The sequence below is a fragment of the Burkholderia sp. MR1-5-21 genome (assembly GCF_053427715.1).
Genome location: NZ_JBSAXD010000040.1, coordinates 14,058 through 36,213, shown reverse-complemented (window position 1 = coordinate 36,213; position 22,156 = coordinate 14,058). Strand labels below are relative to the sequence as shown.

Genomic DNA, 22,156 nt, shown 5'->3' with positions numbered 1-22,156 from the left:
GCGATGTTCAGGCTTGAATCACCATCAGCGCGGGCAGTTTCGACACGTCGGACGCTTCGTCGAGACGCCACAGCCGGTCCATGACGCGCCGAGTCTGCGCGGGGTGCCAATAGCGCCGCACGCATCTGCCGAACTTGGTTTCGAAATCCGCGCGCGTCATCGGGTGACGCGGGAAGCCCGGCAGGTCGTCGACCTCCTTCGAGAAACGGCGACCGTCGTCGGTGACCGCAGTCACGCGATTCGGTGCGTACTGCGGATAGCGTGCCGTCAGCTCGGGGGCTTCGACGACCGTGATCCGTTCGATCAGCGCGCGCAGCTTTGGATCGCGCAAGGCCGCTGGCGTGTAGCTCGCCGTCGTGATGTCGCCGTCGAGCATCGCGCGCGCGACGATGTACGGCAGGCTGTGGTCCGCGGTCTCGCTGGTCTCGGGCGCCCACTTCTGCCGATCCTTGCCGGCGGTGACGTAGCCGACGCGCGTCGTCGCGATCTCGATGCTTCGAATGCGCTCGACGTCGCCGATCTGCGACGCGACGTCGACGGCTGCGGGGATCGCCGTCTGCGTGAGCCCTTGGGCCGGGTAGTACTTCACGATGCAGTCGTTGATGCGAAAGCGCCCGCCGCGCCCGCCGAACCCGGCGGGATCGATCTCGAAGGCGCCCGAGATCTGCCGGAAGAAGCCCGCGTTGCCCTCGAAGATCGGCGAGGGTCCCGTCAAGCCGTCGCGTGCGAGGCTCGTCGCGAAGATCGCGTTGCGCGCGGCATCCGCGTCGGCGAGCGCCTTCCAGTTCGACAGCGCCTGGATACGCGTCTGGTTGAGCGCCATATGCCCGTTGATCGCGAGATTCACGGCCTGCACGAGTTGCGGCTTCGTCAGCCCCATCAGCCTGCCGGCGGCGAGCGCGACCGCCGGCAGGCTGTAGCACGTGTGGTCCCACCCGCGCGGGCTGATGGCGGCCGCGTCCATCAGGCGGCAGTTGATCTCGTAGGCGAGCGCGATCGAGAGGATCAGGTCGCGGCCGCTGCTGCGCTGCGCCTCGGCCACCGCAAGACACGGCGCGACGTTGTCGCTCGGATGGCCGGTCTCCTTGCCTGCGTACGCGTCGTTCAGGTCGTAGTAGCGCAGCGCGGCGCCGTTCGCGAATGCCGCGAGATCGGGGCTCGTGCGGCGCGTGGTGCCGACGATCGTCGACGGTCCGCCGGTGGCCGCGGCGGCGACCTGTCTCGCGATGCGGACCGGCACTTCGTCGTGCGCGGCGATCGCGCAGCCGAGCGCATCGAGGCAATGCGACTTGACGGTCTCGACGGTGGCCGCGTCCAGATCCGCGTAGCGAAGCGACGCGGCGTAGTCGGCGAGCTGGTGGGCAAGATTGTCGGGTGAGGCGGGCGGCATCGAGGTGCCGGGCATCGCGGGCACCGTTTGCGCGTGCACGCGGTAAGGCAAGGCGGCGGCAGTGGCAGCGGCGGCGCACGCGAAGGTCGACAAAAAGTGGCGTCGGTTCATGCTGAAGTACTCCGGAAAATGAACGAAAAGGCGAAATGCATGCCGGGCCGCGCTAGAACAGCTTGCGCATGCCGACCGCAAGGCCGAGCGAGCCACCGCGATTCGCGGCGAGCGAATAGTTGAGGAAGTGATAGTTGTCGTTGTCGAAATCGAGGGCGGCGCGCCATGCGTAGCCGCTGGTGACATAGAGCGTGGTCGCCTTCGACAGCGCATAGTTGAACTGCACGGTGACCTGCTTCGGATTGTCGGGATCCGGGGTGGGCTGGCCCTGCGCGGGGTTTTGCTTGCCGATGTCCTCGTAATAGAACGCACCGATGACCTGCAGGGCCGGCGTGATCTGGTAGCGCGTGCCGAGCCAGTAGAAGTTGAAGCGGGTGACGACGCCGGGCGTGGTGACGGTGCCGTTCGCATGAACGATCCCCGCGATGAACTGCGCGACACCCACCGTGTAGATCGCGGAGGCCGCATAGCGGCGGAAGTGCGTGTAATCGGCGGGCTGCGTGCCGTTGACGTTATCGTACGCAGCGGCGAACGACAGCGCCGCGCCGGTGTACTCGACGCCGATGCCGGACGCCGCGCCGCTGCGGAACGCCCCCGGCGTGCCGCCGAACACGTAATGCGCCTGGATCGCGACCGGCCCGATGTTCACGCGGTACTTCGCCATGTTGTTTTCGCGGAAGTTGACGCCGACGATCGCGCCGGCGGGCTCGTAGATCGTCGAGTAGGCGATGGTGGGCGAGTAGTGCTCCATCACGTCGAAGAGCGTCGTGTACTGGCGGCCGACGCGCAGCGTGCCCCAGGTGTCGTGTTGCAGCCCGACCCATGCGGAACGGTCGAAGCCGCCTGCACCCGAGCCGGTGCCGTTGTTGACGTTGATCGAGCTTTCCAGCCGGAATACGGCCTGCCAGCCGCCGCCGAGATTCTCCGTGCCCCTGAGGCCCCACCGCGAGCCGCTCTTGCCGCCCGAACCCATCCGCACGAGCGGCGCGGAGCCGCCGGGAACGGTCGACTGCTGGTGAGTGAGGTATTCGACATAGGCGTCCGCGACGCCGTACAGCGTCAGGCTGCTCTGTGCGTTCGCGGCGGCGGATGCCACGCCGAGCCCGCACATCGCGAGCAGTGTTCTGTTCATCGCTTGTCTCCTTGCTGCAATTGTTGTTGTGTTAGTTATGCGAATCGATCGTCTTGAATGACGCCGCTTCTGCGCCAGATCGCGCGGAGTCTGCCGGTGCGACGGACCGGTCAGCCTCGCGGCGGGAGGTCGCGGTGCCGGGCCAGCACGCGCCGGGCGCGCTCGACGACGGGCGCGTCGATCATTTTTCCGCCGATGCGCAGTGCGCCACGCCCTTCGGCGCGTGCGATCTCGTACGCATCGATCAATGTCCGCGCCGCCTGGGCCTCGTCGGCGGACGGTGCGAATGCGCGGTTCAGGCAGGGCACCTGCGCCGGATGGATGCAGGTCGCGCCTGCGAAACCCATCGCCTTCGAGCGTCGGGCCATCCGTTCGAACGCATCGAGGTCGTCGAGCGTGTCGGGGGTGCCGGCGAGGCCGAGCGGCAGCACGCCCGCCGCGCGTGCGGCGATCACCATCAGCTGCTTGGGGACATGGAGGACTTCCGGGCTCGCATCGCTTTCGCAGTGCAGCGCGAAATCGCCGCCGCCGAGCATCAGCGCCGCGATGCGCGCCGACGCGCGGGCAATGCGGGCGCGCGCGTCGAAAGCACCCGGTGTCTCGACCATCGCGATCACGCGGGTCGCGCCGTGCGCGATGCCGTGTTCGCTTTCCAGGTCACCGAGCAACGCGTCGATGGCTTCGAGGTGCGACGCGCCAAGCACCTTCGGTATCGCGACGCCGTCTGCCCGGGCGGCAACGGCGGCCCGCAGATCGGGCACCAGCAACTGCAGCGGCCCGTTGATGCGCACGAGCACGTCGCTCCCGGCCGCCTTCAGGCGCGGCACGGCCTCGGCCAGCGCGTTGCGGGCGAGATCCTTCCGGTCGTCGGGCACGCTGTCTTCGAGGTCCAGCAGCAGCACGTCGGCGCCGGCCGTGGCGGCTTTTTCGACGAAGCGCGGGACATGAGCCGGCACATACAGCAGCGAACGCCACGCCGGGTCGTCCTGAAGGAGAGGTTCCATGGTTTTCTATAAAATGAAAGTCACTTTCATTTTTATGTGAGGCGAACCGGATCGTCAAGATCGATGTTTACCCTTGAGATACGTGGGGATATTGGTGATGGCGATGAGCGGCTCTATCGACAGTCCCTGTTGACACGAAGCAAGCGATCGACAAAAATGAAAGTGACTTTCGTTTTTTATGGGGTCGACCGTCAGCACGAGACGACCCCGTTTCTCTTTGCGAGGTAGGTATGAATGCTCAGGCAGATGGCGGCGTGTCCGCCGTCAACCGCGCGCTGACGGCGCTGCTGGCGTTCGGCGATGCGCCGAACGGATTGATGCTTGCCCAGGTCAGCGACGCGACGGGGCTCAACATGAGCACGTTGCTGCGTCTGTTCGAATCGCTGGAAATGTTCCAGTTCGTCAAGCGCATGCCCGACGGCCGCTACGTGCTCGGGCCCGCCACCTTCCACCTCGGCATGATGTATCGCGAATCGTTTCAGTTGCGCGAGCACGCCGTGCCGTTGCTGACGCGGCTGTCCACCGAGACCGGCGAAACCTCGGCGTTCTACGTGCGGGACGGCGACGAGCGCGTGTGCCTGTTTCGCGCGTATGCGCAGCGCGCGGTGCACACCTATGTGCGTGAAGGCGACCGCTTCCCGCTCGACGTCGGCGCGGCCGGACGGATCCTGCTCGCGTTCTCGGGCACGCGCGGCGGCGATTACGACAAGGCGGCCGAGCAGGGCTACACGGTGTCGATCGCGGAACGCGATCCGGAGAGCGCCGCGATCGCGTGCCCGGTGTTCGGCGTGGGCCGCTCGCTCGCCGGCGCGATCTCGCTCGGCGTGCCGCGCTACCGCTTCAACAAGAAGGTGCTCGCCGATTACCTGCCGCGCGTGCAGGCCGCGGCGAGCGAGCTCACCCACACGCTGGGCGGCGATCTGCCGGCAGCGGGCAGCATGCCCGCGTCCATCAGCCCGCAGGGCGAATTGCACGAATAGCACGACTAATCGACAAGGAGATCGGGAATGTTCGAACCCGCAGCACAATCCGGAACCGACGGCGCGCGTCACGCGGCGCGCATCGGCCCGCTTCATGCCCGTCAATTCGACGCCGGCGCGCAGGGTCCGCTGGCAGGCGTCCGCGTGATCGACCTGTCGCGCCTGATGGCCGGCAACATGCTGAGCGTGCAGCTCGCGGATTTCGGCGCGGACGTCGTCAAGGTCGAGCCGGAGCAGGGCGATACGCTGCGTGCGGTCGGCGCCGGCGGCATCAGCACGAACTGGAAGGTGTACGGACGCAACAAACGCAGCGTGTGCGTCGACCTGCGCACGCCCGAAGGCATCGAGATCGTCCTCGCGCTGGTGCGCGAGGCAGACGTCTTCATCGAGAGCTTCAAGCCGGGCGTGCTCGAGCAGATGGGGCTCGGCCCCGACGTGCTGCTGGCGGTCCGGCCGAAGCTCGTGATCGCGCGCATCTCCGGATGGGGGCAGACCGGCCCGTACCGTCACAAGCCGGGCTTCGGCACGCTTGCGGAAGGCTATTCGGGTTTTGCGGCGATCAACGGCTTTGCCGATCGCGAGCCGGTGCTGCCGCCGATGTTCCTCGGCGACATGACGGCGGGCCTTTCCGGCGCGATTGCCGTGATGGTCGCGCTGTGGGCGCGCGACGCCAACGACGCACCGGGCCAGGTCATCGACGTGTCGCTGTTCGAGCCGCTGCTGTCGATCCTCGGGCCGTCCGCAGCCAACTACGCGCTGACCGGCACGATCAAGCCGCGCACCGGCAGCCGTTCGACCAACACGGCGCCGCGCAACGCGTACCGCACGCGCGACGGCAAGTGGCTGTGCCTGTCGAGCTCGACGCAGACGATGGCGGAACGCCTGTTCCGCGCGATCGGCCGGCCCGACCTCGTGGACGACCCGCGCTACCGCACCAACGTGCTGCGCGTGCAGCACGCGCAGGCGCTCGACGAGATCGTCGGCGGGTTCATCGCAGCGCGCGACCTCGACGAGAATCTCGCATTCTTCGAGGAAACGGGCGTCACGGCCGGCCCGATCCATGATGTTAGCCAGATCGTTAAGGACGACTACGTGATCGAGCGGGAGGCGCTGGTGAATCTGCCCGACGAAGACGTCGGCACGATTCCGATGCACAACATCGCGCCGCGCTTCTCGCACACGCCCGGTACGTTCCGGCGGCCCGCGCCGCGGCTCGGCGAGCACAACCGCGAGATCCTCGCCCCGTTGCTCGGCGAACGCGAATTCGCCCGGCTGACCGAACGCGGGGTGATCTGCCACGGATGACGGCCGATGCCGCGCACGAGCGGCGTGCAACACGGCCCGCGACAACCACAATCAAGGAGACTTCAACCATGAAACCGCGCTGGATACACCGGCCGCCCGGCTCGAACTGGGGAGACTTCGGCGCCGACGACCAGAAGGGCCGCCTCAACTGGATTACGCCGCAGAAGACGCTGGAGGGCGTGCGCGAAGTGCGTGAAGGGCGCGTGTTTTCGCTCAGCCTGCCGCTCGACGTGCCGCGCGGCGGCGGGCTCAACGCACGGCGGCGGCCGCCCGCGATCATGCCCGCGTTGCTGCACGACAGGCCGTACTTCGGCTACCGCGCCGACGAACAGGTCGAGCGCGCCACCGACGTCGTATGCGACGACGCGTTCTGCGTGCACTCGCAGTTCTCGACGCAATGGGATGCGCTGTCGCACGTCGGCGGGCTGTTCGACGCGGACGGCGACGGCGAAGCCGAGGCGGTGTTCTACAACGGCTACCGGATGGGCGAGCACGTGCGGGTGCCGGAGGCCGGCGCGCAAGTGGGCGGCGCGCATGCGCTCGGCATCGAGCACATGGCGTTGTGCGGCGTGCAGGGGCGGGGCGTGATGATCGACCTGCGCCATCATTTCGGCGATGCGCGCCGCAAGGTCGGTTACGCGGACCTGATGTCGGTCATGGCGGCGGACGGCGTCGTCGTCGAGCGCGGCGACATCGTGTGCCTGCATACCGGCTTTGCCGACCTGCTGCTCGATGCAGATGCAGATGCGGTGGCGCCGGCCAGCGGGACGGACGTGCATCGCGCCTGCTGCGTGCTCGATGGCGCCGATCCGCAACTGCTCGAATGGATCGACGTGTCCGGACTGGCGGCGCTGGTCGCGGACAACCACGCCGTCGAAGAGCGGCCGCAGCAGCCCGGTCCGCGCGCCGCACGCGGGCCGCTGATGCCGCTGCACGAGTTGTGCCTGTTCAAGCTCGGCATCCATCTCGGCGAATTGTGGCATCTCACGCCGCTCGCCCGCTGGCTGCGCGCTCACGCGCGCAACCGCTTCCTGCTGACCGCGCCGCCGCTGCATCTGCGCGGCCTCGTCGGTTCGCCGGTCAATCCGGTCGCGACCGTCTGAACCTGGCGCGACATCCCATTCTTTCCGGAGACAGCAGCATGTCCAATCCATACGCGCTTGCCGTGACGGCGCGCATTGACCGCCTGCCGCCGACGGCCAGCATCTGGGGCCTCGTGCTGATACTGAGCATCGGCGGGTTCTTCGAGGTCTACGACCTGTTCCAGATGACCTATCTGCCGGCCGGCCTCGTCCGCGACGGCATCTTTCATGTCGGCACGAAAGGTCTGTTCGGCCTGTCCGACCAGGCGACGCTCGGTGCGGCGACATTCGTCGGCCTGTTCATCGGCGAGATCGGCGTCGCACGCCTGGCCGACCGCTTCGGCCGGCGCGCGGTCTTCACCGGTTCGCTGCTGCTCTATACGGTGGCCAGCCTCGCGATGTGCGTGCAGGACACCGCGGCGGGCATCAACCTGTGCCGCCTGATCGCGGGCATCGGGGTGGGCGCCGAGCTGATCACGATCGGCGCGTTCCTCACGGAACTCGTGCCGAAGGGCATGCGCGGCCGCGCGTTCGCCGTGTGTTTCGCGATCGGCTATCTCGCGATGCCCGTGCTTGCGCTCGCGTCGTGGCTGCTCGTGCCGCGCGCGCCGCTCGGCATCTCCGGCTGGCGCTGGGTCATACTCGCGGGCGGCAGCGGCGCGGTGATCGTCTGGTGGCTGCAATCACGCCTGCCGGAGTCGCCGCGCTGGCTCGCGATGCGCGGCCGCACCGACGAGGCCGAAGCCGTGCTGCAGGCGATCGAGACGCGCGTCGAGCGCGAGTCCGGCCGGCCGTTGCCCGCGGTGCCGCATGGGGTCGCGCATGGGGTGCCGCTTGTGATGACCGCGGCGCCGGCCGAAGCGGGGAACGCGCGTGCGGCGTCGATATGGAATGCGCGCTATCGCGGCAGGACGCTGATGCTGATCGCGTTCAACGCGTGCCTGAGCATCGGCTTCTTCGGGTTCAGCCAGTGGCTGCCGAGCCTGCTGGCCGCCCGGGGCACGCCCGTCACGCAGAGCCTGCTGTATGCATTCCTGATTGCGTTCGCGTATCCGCTGTCGCCGTTCGTCGCGGGCTCGGTGTCCGATCGGATCGAGCGCAAGTGGCTGATCGTCGCGACGGCGTCCGGCGTCGCGCTGTTCGGCACGGCGTTCGCGCTGTCGTCGTCCGCCGCCGCCGTGATCGGGCTTGGCATCCTGATCACGTTCTGCAATACGACGCTCGCGAGCAATGCCACCGCGTATCAGGCGGAGATCTTTCCGACGGCGATCCGCAGCCGCGCGCTCGGCTTCGTGCATTCGTTCGGGCGGCTGACCGGCGTCGCGAGCAGCTACGTCGTCGCGCTGATCCTCGAGCATCTGGGCGTGCCGGCCGTGTTCGTGCTGATCGGCGCCAGCATGCTGGTTGTCGTGCTGTCGATCGGCGTGTTCGGTCCGCGCACCAATGACCGCTCGCTCGACGAGATCGCGGCGGCGGAGGCCGCGCCGCCGGGCGCGGGCGACGTGGCCGGCGCGCGCCGAGCGCGTGTGGGATAATGCCGCCTTTGCCCGGAGCGCAGCTCAAGAGGTTGTTCGCAAGGGCGTGTGTGGGGCCTTCAATCCCGTGGCCCGCTTCCTTTCTGCGATATTTCTTCAGCAACCACAATGCCCGCATACCGTTCCAAAACCTCCACCGCCGGCCGCAACATGGCGGGCGCGCGCTCGCTGTGGCGCGCCACCGGCATGAAAGACGAAGACTTTTCGAAGCCGATCATCGCGGTCGTCAACTCGTTCACCCAGTTCGTGCCCGGCCACGTGCACCTGAAGGACCTCGGCCAGCTCGTCGCACGCGAGATCGAAGCCGCGGGCGGCGTGGCCAAGGAATTCAACACCATCGCGGTCGATGACGGCATCGCGATGGGCCACGACGGCATGCTGTATTCGCTGCCGAGCCGCGACATCATCGCGGATTCCGTGGAGTACATGGTCAACGCGCACTGTGCCGACGCGATGGTGTGCATCTCCAACTGCGACAAGATCACCCCCGGGATGCTGATGGCTGCGATGCGCCTCGACATCCCGGTGATCTTCGTGTCCGGCGGCCCGATGGAAGCCGGCAAGACGCGCCTCGCGAATCCCGTCACCAAGACCGTCGAGCTCAAGAAGCTCGACCTCGTGGATGCGATGGTGATCGCGGCCGACAGCGCCTATTCCGACGCCGACGTGGCCGAGGTGGAACGCTCCGCGTGCCCGACCTGCGGGTCGTGCTCGGGCATGTTCACGGCCAACTCGATGAACTGCCTGACCGAGGCGCTGGGCCTGTCGCTGCCCGGCAACGGCACGGTGGTGGCCACGCACGCGGACCGCGAGCAGCTGTTCAAGCGCGCCGGCCGCCGGATCGTCGAACTGACGCGCGAGTACTACGAACAGGAAAACGCGCGCGTGCTGCCGCGCGCGGTGGGCTTCAAGGCGTTCGAGAACGCGATGACGCTGGACATCGCGATGGGCGGCTCGACCAACACGATCCTGCACCTGCTGGCGATCGCGCGCGAGGCGGGCATCGACTTCACGATGACCGACATCGACCGGCTGTCGCGCGTCGTGCCGCAGCTGTGCAAGGTGGCGCCGAACACCAACAAGTACCACATCGAGGACGTGCACCGCGCGGGCGGCATCATGGCGATCCTCGGCGAGCTGGACCGCGCGGGCAAGCTGCACACCGACGTGCCGACCGTGCATGCGCCCACGCTCAAGGACGCGCTCGATCAGTGGGACATCTCCCGCACGCAGGACGGCGCCGTCAGGACCTTCTACCTGGCCGGCCCGGCCGGCATTCCGACGCAGGTCGCGTTCAGCCAGGACACGCGCTGGCCGAGCCTGGACCTCGACCGCGCGGAAGGCTGCATCCGCTCGTACGAACACGCGTTCTCGAAGGAAGGCGGCCTCGCGGTGCTGACGGGCAACATCGCGCTCGACGGCTGCGTCGTGAAGACCGCCGGGGTGGACGAGAGCATCCTCGTGTTCGAGGGCACGGCCCACGTCACCGAATCGCAGGACGAGGCGGTGGAGAACATTCTCAACGACAAGGTCAAGGCCGGCGACGTGGTGATCGTTCGCTACGAAGGCCCGAAGGGCGGCCCGGGCATGCAGGAAATGCTGTACCCGACGAGCTACATCAAGTCGAAGGGCCTGGGCAAGGCCTGCGCACTGCTGACGGACGGCCGCTTCTCGGGCGGCACGTCGGGCCTGTCTATCGGCCACTGCTCGCCCGAGGCGGCGGCCGGTGGCGCGATCGGCCTCGTGCGCGACGGCGACAAGATCCGCATCGACATCCCGAACCGCACGATCGACGTGCTGGTGTCCGACGAGGAACTGGCGCGCCGCCGCGAAGAGCAGAACGCGAACGGGTGGAAGCCCGCGAAGCCGCGTCCGCGCAAGGTGTCCGCGGCCCTCAAGGCGTACGCGAAGCTGGTCATGTCGGCCGACAAGGGCGCAGTGCGCGACCTGTCGCTGCTCGACGACTGACTCTGCAGCGGGCCGCGTGCCCGTCTGCCGCGAAGCCGCTCATCCGGAGCGGCTTTTTTTTTGTGGAGGGCGTCGCGGATTTCCGTGGATGTCGCTGACCGAGCCGGAACTGGCGCTCGGCGTGTCCTCCAACAAACCATTATCAGCCGGGGCGAGCCGCCGGCCGAATTCGCTCGCCTCCAGGCCAACCGGGACCTGGCCCTGCTTGGCTGGGACGAATTGCGCATGACCCAGGCGGAGACCGAGGCCATCGTTGGCGGTCACAAAAAGTCGGCCACCGCGGAGGAGGTGTCGGACACGGCGAGGGCACTGGCCCAGCCTGAACACGTTCTGTCGCGGCGTTCCTGGACTGACTTGCCTGCTTGGCGCTCGCTATCCGTCAGTCCGCTGCGTGCGGGTGGAAATACTCGATGTCCTCCACCCGGACAGGGTCCTTCGCTAAGCCCAAACGCTCAGCGGGGGTCTTCCCGACCTTACTGGACTTAGGCAGGAGCAGTAGTTCCCATAGGGGGACTTCAAGAAACGAATTGCTAGGCTACACAAGTGTGTCCCATGCGTGATTTGCTGCGAGTCCAGGCCGGTCCGACGGGGCGCCATTTCGGCCATCGAGCGGAAAATCGGCGTGCGTTCCGCGATGCAACCGCAGACCAGAGAGAAGCGAGGAACACCATGTTGAAGGCTTTCTTCATATTGCTTGGATTCCTGTGTGCCGGAGAATCGTTCGCGTCGGGATCGGCAGAAGCTGAGCCGGAACCCGTGCGTGGGGCATACGCGTCGATGTTGATTGCACAGCTCGACGGGCATGATGGCCCGGTCAATTCCGCCGCCTTCAGCCCGGACGGTCGGCGAGTGGTCACCGCGTCCGATGACAGGACCGCGCGGATCTGGGACGCGTCGACCGGCAAGGAAATCGCGAAGCTCACCGGTCATCTGGGCAAGGTCGTGTCCGCCGCCTTCAGCCCGGACGGTCAGCGGGTCGTGACTGCGTCCAATGACCAGACCGCGCGGGTGTGGGACGCGGCGACCGGCAAGCAGATCTCACAGCTCATCGGGCATCGTGGCGAGGTTTTCTCCGCCGCCTTCAGCCCGGACGGTCAGCGCGTGGTGACCGCGTCCGATGACAGGACCGCGCGGATCTGGGACGCGACGACCGGCAACGCGATCGCGCAGTTCACCGGACACAAGTGGGCGGTTTTCTCCGCCGCCTTCAGCCCGGACGGCCGGCGGGTGGTGACTGCATCCGCGGACCGTACCGCGCGGGTGTGGGACGCGGTGACCGGCCAGCCAATCGCGCAGCTCAACGGACACGGGCAAGCGGTTATCTGCGCCGCCTTCAGCCCGGACGGTCAACGCGTGGTGACCGCGTCCTTCGACCGGACCGCGCGGATCTGGGACGCGACGACCGGCAACGCGATCGCGCAGTTCACCGGACACAAGTGGGCGGTTTTCTCCGCCGCCTTCAGCCCGGACGGTCAGCGGGTGGTCACCGCGTCCGTTGACCCGATCGTGCGGGTGTGGGACGCGGCGACCGGCAAGGAGGTCGCGCAGCTCAACGGGCATCAGAGCAGCGTTCGCTCCGCCGCATTCAGCGCGGACGGTCAGCGGGTGGTGACCGCATCGTATGACCGAACCGCGCGGGTGTGGGACGCGACGACCGGCAAGGAGGTCGCGCAGCTCGACGGGCATCGGGACACGGTTTTCTCCGCCGCCTTCAGCGCGGACGGTCAGCGGGTGGTGACCGCATCCTATGACCGCACCGCGCGGGTGTGGGATGCGGTGATCGGCAAGTGATCGCGCTGCTCACCGGGGCCATCCGCAGGCGCCGGGGGCGCCGGTCCGCCGCGCGTTGCGCGTCAGGCGAGCAGATCCTCGTAGAACGCGCCGAACGGACGGGTCGGATGCGCGATCTGGATCTCGAGGATCCACAGCCCGGCGTCGGGGCACGCGTCGAAATCGCCGAGGTCGCCGGCCTTGTAGATCGCATGCGGAAAGTCCGACACGCGATGGCCCTTGATGTCCACGTTGAGGCGCCAGCCGAGCTCGGCGGCGCGCTGCCCGGCATACGCGTAGAGGGCGGTGCCTGCCGCGCCGGTCGTCTGCCAGCGCTGCTTCACGTCGTCGAACAGCGTTCGCGCGGCCTCCGCGCAGGCCTGCATTTCCGCATCGTCGCCGACGACGAACGTCGCGCCCGCGTCGCCCTCGTGCGCATCCCACACCACGCCGAGATCGATGAAATAGATGTCGTTGTCACGCAGGCACGGATCGCCGTCCGGACGCTGCTTGAAGGTCTTCAGCGTGTTGTCCCCGAAGCGGACGATGACCGGGTGCCAGATGCGGTCCATCCCGAGCTCCTTCATCACGGTCGTGCAGTGCGCGGCCGCTTCCGATTCCCGCATGCCCGGCTTGATCGCCCCGGCGACGATATTGATGACTTCCCACGTGCGGTCGCGGGCCGCCAGCATCTGCTCCAGCACGAACCTGCTTCCGACTGCCTGTTTCAACTCGGTGCTCACGCGTGTTGCTCCTGTCTCGTTATATCCGTATGAATATAGCGAGGGGTGGGCGGATTGTCCACGCATCTGCGGGCGCGGCGGCGCGCTGCCGCCATGTCGTTCATCGCGTGGGTTCCGTTCTCCATCCGCGTGTATCGGCATCGCGCCGCCGGTTCCTCACGCCCAGCCATACGATCGCGATCGCGGCGGCCGCGAGCCACGGCAGCAGCAGGCCATTGAGCGTCTGCCACCCGAACGTCTTGAGCAGTCCGCCGGTGCTGAACGAGCAGGTCACGCCGACGGCAAAGATCGTCATGTCGTTCGTCGCCTGCGCGCGGCTTTTCTCGGCCGGGCTGTAGGTCGTAGTCAGCAGCGTCGTGCCGCCGATGAAGAGGAAGTTCCAGCCGACGCCGAGCAGCACGAGCGCACCCGCGAATGAACCGAAGCCCACGCCGCTCCACGTCGTCAGCACGTGGCCCGTCAGCAGCGCGACGCCCGCGAGCATGATGCGCAGCGCGCCGAAGCGCGCGACCAGCGAACCCGTGAAGAACGACGGCAGGAACATGCCGAGCACGTGGAGCTGGATCACAGTCGCGGCCACCGACAGTGCGTGGTGGTGGTGAACCATTGCGATCGGCGTGGCCGTCATCGCGAGGATCATCACGCCGTAGCCGGTCACCGCGCCGAACAGCGCGACGAGATAGGCCGGCTGCATGACGATGCGTGCCCACGGTCGCCCGCTTCTCGTGTCGACGTGGTCTGCCTTCGCGTTGGGCATGTGCAGGCAACTCAGCACGCCGACCGCGATCAGCGACACGACGGACAGGATCAGGAACGAGCCGACGTACAGCGGCTGCAGCAGCGGCCCGCCCAAGCGGGCGAGAGAAGGGCCGAGCAGCGCGGCGACGATGCCGCCGCCCAGCACGAGCGAGATTGCACGGGCGCGGAAAGCGTCGTCGGCGACCTCGCTGGCCGCGAAGCGATAGAACTGCGCGAACGACTGGTAGGCGCCGACCAGAAACGTGCCGAGCGCAAGGACGGGCAGCGAGCCCATCCATGTACCCAGCGCTGCGACGAGACCGCCCATCACGCCCAGCAGCGCGCCGAGCACGAAGCCGGCGCGGCGGCCGGCCCTGGCCATCCACGCGGACGCCGGAAACATCGTCGCGGCGGTGCCGAGGAACATGGCCGCGATCGGCGCGGTCGCCAGTTCGGGGCGGCCCGCGATCTGGCTGCCGGCCAGACCGCCGACCGTCATCACCAGCACGGAAGCGGTCTGGATCAGCGCTTGCGCGGTAGCAAGAATGAACACCTGACGGTGCATCGGTTGGCCGAACATGGGGGCAATCCTTTCGTGAATGGCGGCGCGGCGCGAGCACACCGATGCCGGGACCGGGACGAAAGACGGGGATGTAGCGCCGGCGTCTTCGACCGGAGAATGCTCTCGAGTATGGGGAACGTGCCACTATTATTCAAACGAATAAATTTGCCGTTCATCCGCAATATTTTTAATGATTGATTGGCGTCGGCTGGCGTGTGCAAGCGGGCTGCGGCGCACGAAACGAAGTGCGGCGCCGACTACGCGGCAGCGCTAGAATCCATTACCTCGATCACCGCATTCACGCGCCGACCGCGATTTTTCTCATGGACCGCATTCCGATCGACGTTCGCCATCTCCAGACGCTGATGGCGCTGCGCGACAGCGGCAGCGTGTCGCGCGCGGCAACCTGGCTGCGCCTCACGCAAGGTGCGCTGTCGCATCACATCAAGGCCCTCGAAGACTTCTACGGCGTGCCGCTGTTCGTCCGCAAATCGTCCCCCGTCGTTTTCACGCCCGCTGGCAAGCGGCTGCTCGAGGCGGCCGACCAGGTGCTGCCGATCCTGAACCAGACCGCGCGCGATCTGCATCGGATGGCGGAAGGGGCGTTGGGGACGCTGCGGATCGCGATCGAGTGCCATACCTGCTTCGACTGGCTGATGCCCGCGGTCGACGCATTCAGGGCCCGATGGCCCGAGGTGGATGTGGATCTCGTTTCCGGGTATCAATCCGATCCAATCGGGCTGTTGCATCAGGACAAGGCGGATCTCGCGATCGTGTCGTGCAACGAGGGCGAGGAGGCGGTCCATTACCAGCCGCTGTTCCGGTTTCCGCTGGTCGCACTCGTTGCCAACGGGCATCCGCTCGCCAGGAAGGCGTACCTCGAAGCCGAAGACTTTCGCGCGGAGACGCTGATTACCTATCCGCTGGCCGACGACGTACTCGATATTTTCCAGCAGCTACTCAAGCCGGCCGGCATCTACCCGTCACGCCGGACGACGGAGCTGACCGTCGCGATCCTGATGCTCGTGGCAAGCCGGCGCGGTATTGCAGTGTTGCCGCGGTGGGCCGTCAATTCCTATCTCGAGCGGCAATATGTGACCGCCCGGCCGATCACGCCGGCGGGCCTGACCGCTGAACTGTGGTCGGCAACGCTGCCGCAGAGCATCGGCAAACCCTTCATCGCGGAATTCATCCGGTTGATGCGCGAAACGAGTGTCGCGACGCTGCCGGATGTCGAACTTTTCGGGTAGCGTAAGATCCGGACCCGCGTTGCAACGTTGACCGGCACACGACAGCCGGTCTGGCACCTTACCAACAGTCCACGAATATATGAGTTCGAGATTCAACGCGATCATCGTCGCCCTGACCGCCGCCGCGCTGTTCGGCGCCGCCACGCCATTCGCGAAAGCGCTGCTTGGCGCGATGTCGCCGTTCATGGTGGCCGGCCTGTTCTACCTCGGCAGCGGGACCGGCCTGGGGATCGGCATCGTCATTCGCCGGCTGCGCCGGCCTGCCGGACAGACCGGCACCGAGCATTCGCTGAAGCGATCGGAAATCCCGTGGCTGGCGGGCGCGATCGCTGCGGGCGGCGTCGCCGGGCCTGCGCTGCTGATGCTCGGACTCGCGAGCACGCCTGCTGCCACGAGCGCGCTGCTGCTCAATCTCGAGGGCGTGCTGACGGCCGTGATCGCGTGGATGGTGTTCCGGGAGAACGTCGACACGCAGGTGTTTCTCGGCATGGTGGCGATCGTCGCGGGCGGCGTGCTGCTGTCGTGGACGCCCGGCGAAGCGCGCGTGCCCGTGGGCGCGTTGCTGATCGCCGGCGCGTGCCTGTGCTGGGCGATCGACAACAACCTCACGCGCAAGGTGTCGGCCAACGACGCGATGGTCATCGCGTGCCTGAAAGGCCTGATTGCCGGTCCCGTCAACATCGCGATCGCGCTGGCGGCCGGCGCGACGCTGCCGCCGCTGACGGCAACCGCCGCCGCGATGCTGACGGGGCTCGGCGGCTACGGGATCAGTCTTGTGCTGTTCGTCGTCGCGCTGCGCCATCTCGGCACGGCGCGCACGGGTGCCTATTTTTCCGTCGCGCCGCTGTTCGGCGTCGCGCTGTCGCTGCTGATCTGGCCGGAGCTGCCGGCCGTCACGTTCTGGATCGCCGCGGCGCTGATGGCGCTCGGAATCTGGCTGCATGTGCGCGAGCGGCACGAGCATGAACACACGCACGACGCGCTCGAGCATACGCATCGTCACAGTCACGACGAGCATCACCAGCACGAGCACGATTTCCCGTACGACGGTGTCGAGCCGCACTCGCATCCGCACGTGCATCTGCCGATCACGCATTCGCATGCGCATTTCCCGGATATCCATCATCGGCATCGGCATTGATCGATTGCGCTGATGGTGTCCTGGCCCGGGGCGGCGCGTTCGTTGCGGGCTATCGCACGGTCGACGGGATATAGCCGAAGCGTTCCTGGAACCGTTCGGTAAAGCGCGCCCGGGATTTGTAGCCGGACGCCTCCGCAATGCGTGCGATACCCCACGCGGTGGTCTGGACGAGCATCATCGCGTGGTGCATGCGGACATCGATCAACAGGTCTTCGAATCGCGCATGTTCGCCGGCGAGACGCCGCCGCAGCGTGGCCGCGCTCATCGCCAGTTCCTTGCCGGCTGTCTGCGCGGTCCAGTGGCGCGCGGGCTCGTCGCCGATCAGCGCGCGAAGCCGTCCCGACGTGCTGTCCAGATCGACGCGGCCAAACACGTGCCCGCGTTCGGCGAGTGCCAGAAGCAAGTCCAGCAGCCGGCATCGAAGCCGCTCGTCGCTGATGGCACTGTCCTCCACGCTTTCGATGACATGACGCAGCGTCGCCGCGAGATCGCGGTCGAGCGGCACCCCGCGAAACGGCGCTGCTGGTGGCGCGTCGTTTCTTGCGGTCGGATAGGCGCGGTGAAAGCTGTCCAGCAGCACGGCCGAGAAAGTCAGGAAGATCGAGCGGAAACGTTGCTCGGTGCCGCCGGGCGTTTTCAGCAGATCCGCGCGGGTATCGGGCTCCACCAATACCAGTGATTCAGGTGTACTCATCGACATTCGATGCGTGCCGTCATCGAGATCGAGCTGGCCGGATACGATCAGCAGCGCCGTCGCCTCGTGAAACATGAACCGCGGCGTGCGTTGCGGTTGCTTCAGGGAAGGCTGCGCGAGCCCGCACAACGCGCGTCTCAGCAGCGGCGCGCCGGACGGCGATCGCCAGGATGACGGATCCGCATTCGATCGTGCGGTTGCGGGCTCCGTCGCGGCAGTGGCAGAAGGTATCCAGGCCATGCTCGAATCGCTCGCGAATGGGCCGCTCAGCCGATCACGACGTCGGGATTCAGGCTATAGAGGCCGGTCAGGCTCGCCTGACCGAGCACTTGCGCGTTGGCAAGGGCCGCCCGGACGTTCGCGCCGGTCAGCGGACCCGCGACTGCCAGGGTCGGGGTCGCGAGTGCATGGACGGTGAACACGTAATGGTGGACGAGCGTATCGTTCCACGGCGGGCACGGGCCGTCGTAGCCGTAGTAATCCCCCTTCATCTGTTCGTCGCCGGCGAACCACCCGGTGTAGTCGTTGATGCCGTGACGGTGGCCACCGGGGGCGTCCGGCCCCGGCTTGCCGTGCGGCGTGACGCCGTCCGAATGCGAGCCCGCCGCGATTTCGGTGGTATCGGCCGGGATGTCGAGCAGCAGCCAGTGGAAGAAGTCGACGCGGGGCAGCGACGCAGGCACGACGCGGCCTTCCTGGTTCACGTCGTCGCCGCGGCTCGGTACGTCCGGGTCATGGCAGACGACGACGAACGATTGCGTGCCTGCGGGCACGTCGCTCCACGCGAGGTGCGGATTGCGGTTTGCCGACAGCGCGACATGGGCTGCCGCATCGGGTACGGCGAACGCGAATTCGCCCGGAATCGCCTTGCCGTTCTGGAAGCTCCGGCTGGTGAGTTTCATATGAAGTTTGTCCAATGGGGAAATCGGGGCGTCGCGTGTGCAGCGACGTGCGACACCCGCATTGTAGGGACTTGGAGTCGGTCGATGATCTCTCAAGCGATCAAACGTGTCACATATCCAATCAATTTGATTGGTAAAGGATCATTCGCCGGGTTTCGGGCATAAAGTACCCTGGCGATGCCGAGCGGGCATCGCCGCGGCGATGGCGTCGGCGACCGGCCGTCGCGCGCGAGGCCTGGAGACAGTCGCTGGCAGGACGGGCGAGACATTGAAGCTTGATCCCCTTTCGTTGAAGTTGTTCGTGCGCGTCGTGGAGACCGGCACGATCGCAAGCGTGGCGACGCACGAGCATATTGCGGCGGCGGCGGTGAGCCGGCGGCTCAGCGAGCTCGAGCATGCGGTCGGCGCGCAACTGCTCGTGCGCACCAACAAGGGCATGACGCCAACGGCGGCCGGCGCGAATCTCGCCGTGCTGGCGCGCGACCTGCTGGACAGCATCGACGATATCGCGGTCCGCATGGGCGAGTTTTCGGACGGGCGCCGCGGGCTCGTTCGCGTGCTCGTGAATATTTCAGCGGTATCGACGTTCCTGCCGCCGCTCATCCGATCCTTCACGACGAACCACCCCGGCGTGAATCTGCAATTGCTGGAACGCGAAAGCCTCGCGATCACGGAAGGCGTGGCCGCGAATGTCGCCGACATCGGCATCTTCACCAGCTTGCCGTATAGCGCCGATATCGAGGTCTATCCGTTCCGCCGGGACCGATTGAAGGTGCTGGTCGCACACGATCATCCGCTGGCCGCTCGCGGATCCGTGTCATTTGCCGACACGCTGGATTACGAGCACGTCGTGCTGCGCAGCGGCACGCATTTGCGGTTGCAGATGCTGACGGCAGCGGGGCGACTGGGAAAGTCGCTGCGTTCCCGCGTCGAGGTCGCATCCTATGACGCGCTGTGCCGGATGGTCGAATGCGGCGTCGGAATCGGCGTCCTGCCCGCCGGCATTGCCGAGAACTATCTGCTGTCCGGCGCGCACGTTCTCGATCTCGACGAGCCATGGGCAGACCGGGAACTGTCGATCTGCGTGCGTCGCGTCGATGCGCTGTCGCCGTCCGCGCGGCTTTTCTTCGACCATCTGCGCGCAAGCGGTTGAGCCTGCGAGGCCTGCTGTCGCAAACCTTGAAGGGCGATCGCAATCGGGGGCGCCTCGGTATCGATCGTCAACGCTGCGTGCAGGAGATTTGGTTCGTGGTCCTGATGTTGGCGCGGGGTGATCAGTTCCGACCGCATCGCTGCGCTTTCCTCCGGTCATCCGATCGGTTGCGATCCGCCATTCCGCTTTGACGTCGCGCCCTGCGACACACCGCTCGTAATCCCCGCCCTATCGATCTGCTGCCGTTGCCCGGATGGGCCGCCACCGTCTGCGCGTTTCTTCTGCGTCGACGCTCTGCGCCCGTGCCCCCGAGCCTGCCAGCCCCGTCATCGCATTTCGCGATGACGGGCTCGCGAATGGTCGATGTACACGGACCGATGCGGCTTCTACGCTACACCGACTGACTCCCCGTTCACCGACGCGGGAGCGTATCGACGACATGCCCGGCAACTCCGCGGTACGACCGCAAACCGACCGGGCCCGGAGACAGGCCATGAAAATCAATGGAGCAATGGAGACCATGCAACCTTCGGCGGTGATCCCGCACGGATCGACTTCGCGCTTTCTTCGTTACACCACGCTGGGCGGGGCATGGGGCGCATGGCTGTTCGACGCCGTCGACGCGTCGATCTTCAGCTTCGTCATCCTGTCCGTCGCGCATTCGTTTTCGGCGTCGCTGTCGAGCGTCGTGTCGATCGCCGCGTGGTTCCTTCTGGCGACTGGTATCGGCGGATTCCTGCTCGGCAACCTCGCCGACCGGATCGGCCGGAAGACGACCCTGCTCGTGTCGGTGCTGACGTACGCGACCGGCACGTTGATGTGCGGCTTCGCACGCGACGTGCCGGAACTCGCGCTGTGCCGCTTCGCCGTCGGGATCGGCGTGGGCGGACTGTGGTCGGCCGCGGTCGCACTCGTCGGCGAAGTATGGCCGGCGTCGGGGCGCGCGCGGGCGATGGCGCTGATGCAGACGGGATGGTCCGCAGGCAGCCTGCTGTCCGCCGTGTTCGCGTGGACGCTGCTCGATCCGGCCGATCCGTCGTCGTGGCGGCATCTGTTCATCGCTGCGGCGATTCCGGCCTATTGCATCGCGTTCGTGATCTTCGCGTTCGTCAAGGAGTCGCCGGTGTGGCTCGCGAACCGCAGCTACCTTCGCGCGAATGCCGGCAGGAGCGGACTGCTGCAGATCTTTCAACCGGGCCTGCGCAGGACGACGCTGCTCGCGCTGTCCATTTCGATGCTGGGCATGTACGGCTACTGGATCATCATGACGTTCACGCCGACCTACCTGCAAAGCGTGCTGCAGGTGCGGATCGACGAGGCGCCCGTGTTCCTCGTATGGACCGGCATCGGTGCGACGGCCGGCTATCTGCTGTTCGGCGTGCTGGCGGAGCGGATCGGTCGCCGCCAGGCCTTCGCGCTGTTCTTCACCGGCATCGCGGTCGCCATTCCGCTGTTCGCTTACGGCGCGCGTGCCATTCCGCTGCAGGACGGCCGGCTCGCGTGGACCGCCGGCAACATCGCGATGCTCGGGGGCCTGTCCGCGGTGCTCGGCTTCTTTACCGGCTACTTCAGCGGTTTCGGCGCCTGGTATGCGGAACTCTTTCCGACCAGCCTGCGTTCGACGGCGGCGGGCTTCTGCTTCAACTTCGGCCGGGTCGGCGCGATCGTCGGCATCAAGCTGGTCCCCGCGTTGATCTCGGTGATCGGCTTCACGCAGACCTACTGCCTGGCCTCGCTCACCTATGTCGCCGCCGCCGTTCTCGTCTTCGCGCTGAAGGAAACGCGCGGTGCGGAACTGACGAGCGGCAACTGACCCGGTCCTTTCCTTCTTTCTTTCACCAATCGGTCTCATCATGAAGAACTATCGCATCGGCCAGATCGTGCCGAGCTCCAACACGACGATGGAAACGGAAATTCCCGCGATGCTCAATGCGCGGCAGGCAGTGTTTCCCGACGAACGCTTCACCTTCCATTCGGCCCGCATGCGCATGATGCATGTGACGCCGGAAGCGTTGAAGAAGATGGACGTGCAGAGCGACCGCTGCGCGCAAGAGCTCAGCGACGCGCGTTGCGACGTGCTGGCCTACGCGTGCCTCGTTGCGATCATGTGCCAGGGGCCCGGCTATCACCGGCTGTCGGAGCAGCGCCTGGGCCAGGTGACCGAGGACAACCATGCCCGCACGCCGATCGTCAGTTCCGCCGGCGCGCTGTGCGACGGCATCAAGGCGATGGGCGTCGGCAAGGTCGCGATCCTGACGCCGTACATGAAGCCCCTCACGCAACAGGTTGCGGACTATATCGAGAGCGAGGATATCGAAGTGACCGATTCGCTCAGCCTGGAAGTGTCCGACAATCTCGAGGTCGGGCGCCTCGATCCGATGAACCTGCTCGACCACGTGAAGCGTCTCGACGTGAGCGGAGCGGATGCGGTCGTGCTGTCGGCCTGCGTGCAGATGCCGTCCTTGCCGGCGATTCAGGCGGTCGAGGACCGATTGGGCAAGCCGGTGCTGTCCGCGTCGGTTGCGACGGTGTACCGGATTCTCAAGACGCTCGACCTCCGGCCCCAGGTGCCGAACGCAGGGCATCTGTTGTCCGGCCGGTTCTGATGTGCGATGCTGCCCGCGTCAGGGCCGCATTCGATTGAATGCGGTGCTGCGGCCTGGCCTGTCGCGGCTCTCGTGGATTTTGTGGATCTT

At 66.7% G+C, this 22,156-nt stretch carries 18 protein-coding genes; 11 read left to right on the top strand and 7 right to left on the bottom strand.

Going from position 1 to position 22,156, the window contains the following annotated elements; genetic code table 11:
* Positions 1-7: 7 nt before the first annotated feature.
* The 3 genes from ACV229_RS35625 to ACV229_RS35615 form a co-directional block, all read right to left on the bottom strand.
* Positions 8-1,501, bottom strand: a complete 1,494-nt coding sequence (locus ACV229_RS35625; protein WP_448087762.1) for an MmgE/PrpD family protein — start codon at positions 1,499-1,501, stop codon at positions 8-10.
* 52 nt (positions 1,502-1,553) lie between these two features.
* On the bottom strand, positions 1,554-2,633 hold the full coding sequence (locus ACV229_RS35620) for a porin (RefSeq protein WP_448087761.1): 1,080 nt from the start codon (positions 2,631-2,633) through the stop codon (positions 1,554-1,556).
* Between the two features lie 110 nt (positions 2,634-2,743).
* Complete coding sequence (locus ACV229_RS35615; RefSeq protein WP_448087760.1) at positions 2,744-3,637, bottom strand: HpcH/HpaI aldolase/citrate lyase family protein; 894 nt, start codon at positions 3,635-3,637, stop codon at positions 2,744-2,746.
* 230 nt (positions 3,638-3,867) lie between these two features.
* Here ACV229_RS35615 and ACV229_RS35610 point away from each other — a divergent pair, with 230 nt between their 5' ends.
* The 6 genes from ACV229_RS35610 to ACV229_RS35585 all read left to right on the top strand — a co-directional run bounded on the left by ACV229_RS35610 (position 3,868) and on the right by ACV229_RS35585 (position 12,298).
* On the top strand, positions 3,868-4,617 hold the full coding sequence (locus ACV229_RS35610; protein ID WP_448087759.1) for an IclR family transcriptional regulator: 750 nt from the start codon (positions 3,868-3,870) through the stop codon (positions 4,615-4,617).
* A 27-nt stretch (positions 4,618-4,644) separates the two neighbouring features.
* Positions 4,645-5,922, top strand: coding sequence for a CaiB/BaiF CoA transferase family protein (locus ACV229_RS35605; protein ID WP_448087758.1), 1,278 nt, complete (start codon positions 4,645-4,647; stop codon positions 5,920-5,922).
* Between the two features lie 68 nt (positions 5,923-5,990).
* A complete protein-coding gene (locus ACV229_RS35600) occupies positions 5,991-7,025 on the top strand; it encodes a cyclase family protein (RefSeq protein ID WP_448087757.1) in 1,035 nt (344 codons plus the stop codon).
* A gap of 38 nt (positions 7,026-7,063) precedes the next feature.
* On the top strand, positions 7,064-8,539 hold the full coding sequence (locus ACV229_RS35595; RefSeq protein WP_448087756.1) for an MFS transporter: 1,476 nt from the start codon (positions 7,064-7,066) through the stop codon (positions 8,537-8,539).
* Between the two features lie 108 nt (positions 8,540-8,647).
* A complete protein-coding gene (ilvD, locus tag ACV229_RS35590; protein WP_448087755.1) occupies positions 8,648-10,507 on the top strand; it encodes a dihydroxy-acid dehydratase in 1,860 nt (619 codons plus the stop codon).
* A 669-nt stretch (positions 10,508-11,176) separates the two neighbouring features.
* Entirely contained in the window at positions 11,177-12,298 is a 1,122-nt protein-coding gene (locus ACV229_RS35585) for a WD40 repeat domain-containing protein (protein WP_448087754.1), read from the top strand.
* 62 nt (positions 12,299-12,360) lie between these two features.
* On the opposite strand, the gene ACV229_RS35580 is transcribed toward ACV229_RS35585, so the two are convergent.
* Both ACV229_RS35580 and ACV229_RS35575 read right to left on the bottom strand, forming a co-directional pair.
* Positions 12,361-13,020: a M24 family metallopeptidase gene (locus ACV229_RS35580; protein ID WP_448087753.1), complete on the bottom strand. Its 660-nt coding sequence runs from the start codon at positions 13,018-13,020 to the stop codon at positions 12,361-12,363.
* Positions 13,021-13,120: 100 nt separating this feature from the next.
* A complete protein-coding gene (locus tag ACV229_RS35575; RefSeq protein ID WP_448087752.1) occupies positions 13,121-14,338 on the bottom strand; it encodes an MFS transporter in 1,218 nt (405 codons plus the stop codon).
* 305 nt (positions 14,339-14,643) lie between these two features.
* Here ACV229_RS35575 and ACV229_RS35570 point away from each other — a divergent pair, with 305 nt between their 5' ends.
* Both ACV229_RS35570 and ACV229_RS35565 read left to right on the top strand, forming a co-directional pair.
* The gene (locus ACV229_RS35570; RefSeq protein ID WP_448087751.1) at positions 14,644-15,570 is read left to right on the top strand and encodes a LysR substrate-binding domain-containing protein; all 927 of its coding nucleotides are present in this window, start codon (positions 14,644-14,646) and stop codon (positions 15,568-15,570) included.
* Between the two features lie 79 nt (positions 15,571-15,649).
* Positions 15,650-16,711 carry a DMT family transporter gene (locus ACV229_RS35565; RefSeq protein ID WP_448087750.1) on the top strand — a complete coding sequence of 354 codons (1,062 nt, stop codon included), beginning with the start codon at positions 15,650-15,652 and terminating at the stop codon, positions 16,709-16,711.
* A gap of 49 nt (positions 16,712-16,760) precedes the next feature.
* Here the strand turns inward: ACV229_RS35565 and ACV229_RS35560 are convergent, their stop codons facing one another.
* The gene (locus tag ACV229_RS35560) at positions 16,761-17,480 is read right to left on the bottom strand and encodes a helix-turn-helix domain-containing protein (protein WP_448087749.1); all 720 of its coding nucleotides are present in this window, start codon (positions 17,478-17,480) and stop codon (positions 16,761-16,763) included.
* 191 nt (positions 17,481-17,671) lie between these two features.
* Positions 17,672-18,307: a YbhB/YbcL family Raf kinase inhibitor-like protein gene (locus tag ACV229_RS35555; RefSeq protein ID WP_448087748.1), complete on the bottom strand. Its 636-nt coding sequence runs from the start codon at positions 18,305-18,307 to the stop codon at positions 17,672-17,674.
* Positions 18,308-18,575: 268 nt separating this feature from the next.
* Between ACV229_RS35555 and ACV229_RS35550 the strand changes: the two genes are divergently transcribed.
* From ACV229_RS35550 to ACV229_RS35540, 3 genes are all read left to right on the top strand, one after another.
* Positions 18,576-19,460, top strand: coding sequence for a LysR family transcriptional regulator (locus ACV229_RS35550; RefSeq protein WP_448087747.1), 885 nt, complete (start codon positions 18,576-18,578; stop codon positions 19,458-19,460).
* 493 nt (positions 19,461-19,953) lie between these two features.
* Positions 19,954-21,273, top strand: a complete 1,320-nt coding sequence (locus ACV229_RS35545) for an MFS transporter (protein WP_448087746.1) — start codon at positions 19,954-19,956, stop codon at positions 21,271-21,273.
* Positions 21,274-21,313: 40 nt separating this feature from the next.
* Complete coding sequence (locus ACV229_RS35540) at positions 21,314-22,066, top strand: maleate cis-trans isomerase family protein (RefSeq protein WP_448087745.1); 753 nt, start codon at positions 21,314-21,316, stop codon at positions 22,064-22,066.
* Positions 22,067-22,156: the final 90 nt, after the last annotated feature.